Annotated in this window: 2 protein-coding genes and 1 pseudogene; all 3 read right to left on the minus strand. The window is 62.5% G+C overall.

All coding sequences use genetic code 11. The features are described from left to right. Window positions 1–180: 180 nt before the first annotated feature. Window positions 181–375 (minus strand): annotated as a pseudogene (locus tag C9413_RS27945) (cob(I)yrinic acid a,c-diamide adenosyltransferase); the annotation flags it as partial. Between the two features lie 16 nt (window positions 376–391). Next, complete coding sequence (cobN, locus tag C9413_RS27950) at window positions 392–4,321, minus strand: cobaltochelatase subunit CobN (protein ID WP_039845163.1); 3,930 nt, start codon at window positions 4,319–4,321, stop codon at window positions 392–394. 9 nt (window positions 4,322–4,330) lie between these two features. Beyond that, the coding region (locus C9413_RS27955; RefSeq protein ID WP_170251204.1) for a GTP-binding protein at window positions 4,331–4,714 on the minus strand (384 nt) is incomplete at its 5' end.

Raw genomic sequence — 4,714 nt, forward strand, 5'->3', positions numbered from 1 at the left:
ATCTGAGCGCAGGTATTCCAACTGCTCGCGCGATGCTGAGTATCAGAGCTTGCCATGACGAATATCGCTCAGTATCGTGATTAGCTAAGGTTCCTATTGTGTTCTAGTCAGTTTTGTTTTTTTTTCAATCAGAACCCGGCATCCGCGATGGTCAGGAGGATCGGGGTCTCGGAGATGTTGATAAGAGACAGGTCGGAAGATCATCCCGAAGGCGGCAGACGACTTGCCCTTGCCTTTTCCGGTATGGACGATGATCAGGCCCTTCTCGTCGGTCTTCGTGGCCATGATCTTGTCGCGCGCGGCCTTCTTCTTGGCCATCTTTTCGGCGTGACGTGCATCGTCCTTCTCGCCGCTTTCCACTGGTTCTTCGCTCATTTTCTTCCCTATGAAGCTATGCCGTTTCTGTGTGACGTGGCGCTTCGAGATCGAAGCGCGCCGAATTGCTGCGCGGCGACCAGAGCCTGCGCTCGATCGCTTCGAGCAGACGCTCCTTCATGTCCGCAAGCGCCGCCGGGTTCTTCTCCGCCATGAAATCGCGGACTTTCGGATCGCCGACGAAGGCCTGGTAGACGGCCTCGAAATGGTGATTGCCGACGGCCCCCGTCGTCGCTGCGAAAGCAAAGAGGTAATCGACCGTCGCGGCGATCTCCAGCGCACCCTTGTAGCCATGGCGCATGACGCCATCGATCCATTTCGGATTGACCGCACGCCCGCGCACGACGCGACCGATCTCCTCCTCCAGCGAGCGGATCACCGGCATTTCGGGCCGCGAGTGATCGTTGTGGTAAATCGCGGGACGTACTCCTCCCAGTTGTTCGGCCGCAGCCGCCATGCCGCCTTCGAATTGGTAGTAATCGTCGCTGTCGAGCAGGTCATGCTCGCGGTTGTCCTGATTCTGCACCACGGCCTGGATGGAGCGCAGGCGCTCCTCGAAGACGCCGCGTTCGGCCCTGCCTTCCTCCGACGCGCCGTAAGCATAGCTGCCCCAGACAAGATAGGATTCCGCCAGATCGGCACGCCGCTCCCAGCCCTTTTCGTCGATCAAAGCCTGCAGGCCCGCACCATAGGCACCAGGCTTGGAGCCGAAGATGCGGTAGCCGGCGCGTTTTTGTGCGGATGCCCCATCGAGGCCGGCTGCGGCAAGGCGCGCGGCTTCGCCGCGCATGCGGGCGGCGATCGGGTTGTCGGTGGCATCTTCATCCAGAGCACCTACAGCACGGATTGCCTTGTCAAGTAGCGCGATCTGCTCGGGAAAGGCATCCCGGAAGAAGCCGGAGATGCGTAGCGTCACGTCGACCCGCGGGCGCCGGAGCAGCGCAGGCGGAATGATCTCGTAGCCGGTGACGCGCCGCGAGGTCATGTCCCAGACCGGCTTGACGCCGATCAGCGCCAGCGCTTGCGCGATATCGTCGCCGCCGGTGCGCATGTTCGATGTGCCCCAGGCCGTCAGCCCGAACGAGACCGGCCAGTCGCCATGGTCTTGAACGTAGCGCCGGACGAGCAATTCGGCGGATTTTTTTCCGAGTTCGAAGGCTGCGGGCGTCGGAACGGCGCGGCTATCGACTGAGTAGAAATTCCGCCCCGTCGGAAGCACGTCCGGACGCCCGCGCGTCGGCGCGCCGGACGGACCGGGAGCGACGAAGCGGCCGTCGAGGCCGCGAAGAAGGCCCGCGATTTCTGCCTTGCCGCAGGCGAGGATGGAAGGCTTCAGGCGGGTTTCGATCTCGGTGAGAACCGATTGGGTTGCAAGCCAGTCCGGCGGGCATGGAATTTCACCGGCGACCAGTTTCGCGGCAAGTAATTCGATGCGCTCGACGGCGTCGCCGTTGGTGCGCCAAGGGGTATTGCAGGTTTCCGCCAACAGCGATGGCCGCGGACCGAGCCAGGGCGCCGACATATCGCAATCGAGGGGGTCGAAGGATAGCGACTGCTCCCGAACGGAGAGAAGGTGGCCCGAAGGATCGGACGAGACGCAAGGGGCGGAACGTTCGGCCTGGCTGGCGCCTGCTCGTTCGCTCCTTTTGTCGCTTACCCCCTCATCTGTCCTGGCAGAGATCGTCTCTTCGCGCAGGAGAAGAGGGAACTCAAAAAACGCATCTGCCGCAATCGCACGGTGCAGGCTGGCATCGCCTCGCTCGCCCAGATTGCGCGGAACGCGGGCCAGTGCCACCGTAAGATCAGTCAGTAACCGGCCCTGCGGCGCAACACCGAACACATGCAGGCCATCGCGAATCTGCATTTCCTTCAGATCGCAAAGATAGGCGTCGAGCTTCTTCAGCGCCTCGTCCCCGCTCTCGCCTTTGGCGATCCCCGCATCCCGGTCGAGACCAATATCGGCGACGAGATCAAGGATCTGCTTGGCGAGCAGCCGAATGCGCCGCGGGTCGCCGCCGGAGGCCTCGTAATATTCGTCGACCAGAGCTTCCAGGTCCTTCAGCGGCCCATAGCTCTCGGCCCGCGTCAACGGCGGCGTGAGGTGATCGATGATGACGGCGCTGGTGCGCCGCTTGGCCTGCGTGCCTTCGCCCGGATCGTTGACGATGAAAGGATAAAGATTTGGCAGCGGGCCGAGGATCGCTTCCGGATAACATTCCGAAGACAGCGCCAGCGCCTTGCCCGGCAGCCATTCCAGATTGCCGTGCTTGCCCATATGGATCACGGCATCGGCGCCGAATTCCTCGCGGAGGAAGGCATAGAAGGCGAGATAGCCATGCGGCGGCACGAGGTCCGGTGAATGGTAGCTTTCTTTCGGATCGATGTTGTAGCCGCGTGCAGGCTGGATACCGATGAGGAGATTTCCGAAGCGGGTGAAAGGCAGGGCAAAACTGCCGTCCGTGAAATAGGGATCGGACGCCGGATCCCCCCAGCGGGCGGCAATCTCGTCTTGAATCTTTTTCGGAAGAGATGCGAAGAACGCTCTGTAGCCATTCAAGGAAAGCGTCTCGCGGATCACCTTGCCATCGTGTCCGGAATTGGTCGGCCCCTCGGCGAGGTGCCGCATCAGCGCATCGCCATCGGCCGGGAAACCGGAAATGGCGTAACCCGCATCCTGCATCGCCTTCAGCACCTCGATCGTGCTGGCTGGCGTATCGAGGCCGACGCCGTTGCCGAGGCGTCCGTCACGGTTTGGGTAGTTTGCAATCACCAGCGCGATGCGCCGTCCCGCTAGCTGCCTGTTTCGGAGGCGCGCCCAGTTGGCGGCGAGTTTCGCCGTATAGCGCATGCGATCGATATCCGGCTCGCTGGCGACGATATTGGCCTCGACGGCCGCGTCGTAACGGGCGGCAGACTTGAACGAAACGGCCCGCGCCAGCACGCGGCCATCGACCTCCGGCAGCGCGACGTTCATGCCGAGATCGCGAGCGGAAAGGCCTTGCGATGACGAGACCCACGCCTGCTTGGATGTGGCGGAGAAAATCGCCTGGAGAACGACGGCGCCGTTTGTTTCAAGCACGCTCGGCGCGCGATCGGCGCCGGGCGCAGACACGGCAAAACCGGTGGTGTTGATCACCACATCGGGCGGCGCTTCTGCAAAGATACGCTCGAGAATGGCGGCCGATAGCGGATCCTTGAGGCTATAGGCGAAGATCGGCAGAGGGCGCAGGCCTTCCGCCGCCAGCGCTTCGATGAGCGCTTCGACGGGGGCCGTTTCGCCGCTTTGCACGAGCGCTCGGTAGAAGCTGATGGCGACGGTGGGTTTGAATCCGGCCTCTTCCTTCGCGTTTGGGATAGCGGACGCGGAAAGAACTTTCCACTCCTCAACGTCAATCACACCTCGACCTGGCCACCAGATACCCGCCTTCATCAGCGGCGCAGCCGCGCCCGGCTTCTCATCGCCGGAGAGCATCGCCGTCGCGTAATCGAGAAAGCTTCGCGAATTCCCGTCGCCGCCTTCGATCAGATAAGACCAGAGCGCGTTGAGATCGTTGAGCGACACGTTCGAAAATGGCGTCAATCCCGCATCCGGCTTCGAATCCCCAGGCAGGACCGCAATCATGGCACCATGCCGCGCCGCGCAGGCGTGCAGCGCCTCCAGCGCGTAGTGGAAATAGCTCGCGCCCCCGAGCGCCCGGACGATGATCAGTTTTGCGCACCTCGCCGTGCGCTCGATATAGGCATCGACGGACATTGGGTGCTTGAGGCTCATCAGGCTGGCGAGCCGGAGCGTGAAAGGTCTTCCGGCTTGCGCGTGAGCCGCAGCGATCGCCGCAAGCTCGGTATCGGCCGCAGACAGGAACAGGATATCGGCGGGCGATTGGCCGAGGTCGACCGCCTCGTCGCCGTCGCTGATCGTTCCTCTCTGGGCAAGAAGCAGATGCATGGCCGAGCCTTAGACGAGTGCCTGGATGGCCTTGCGGACGGTGTTCTGATCCATCTCGTGCAATCCGATCACCACAAGCCGTGTGCCGCGCGCTTCGCCCGGCGCCCAGGCGCGGTCGAAATACTGGTCGATACGGCTGCCAACGGCCTGGACCTGCAACCGCATCTGCTTGCCCGCGACATCGGCAAAGCCCTTCAGGCGCAGAACATCGTGCTCGGCAATCACGCCTTTAAGCTTCTCGGCGAAGCCTGCCGGATCGTCGATCGGGCCAAGGTCGACCACGAAGCTGTCGAACTCGTCGTGATCGTGCGGCGTGCCGTCCTCATGCTCCAGCTCGTGATGAGACTTGCGGTTTCCGATGTCCTCTTCGGTCCCGATGCCGAGGCCAAGCAG

It is taken from the genome of Rhizobium sp. SEMIA 4085, assembly GCF_013004495.1.
Classification (GTDB): Bacteria; Pseudomonadota; Alphaproteobacteria; order Rhizobiales; family Rhizobiaceae; genus Rhizobium; species Rhizobium gallicum.

Coding starts and splice junctions, on each gene's coding strand:
- cobN (WP_039845163.1), bottom strand. CDS start 4,321: ATGCATCTGCTTCTTGCCCAGAGAGGAACGATCAGCGACGGCGACGAG.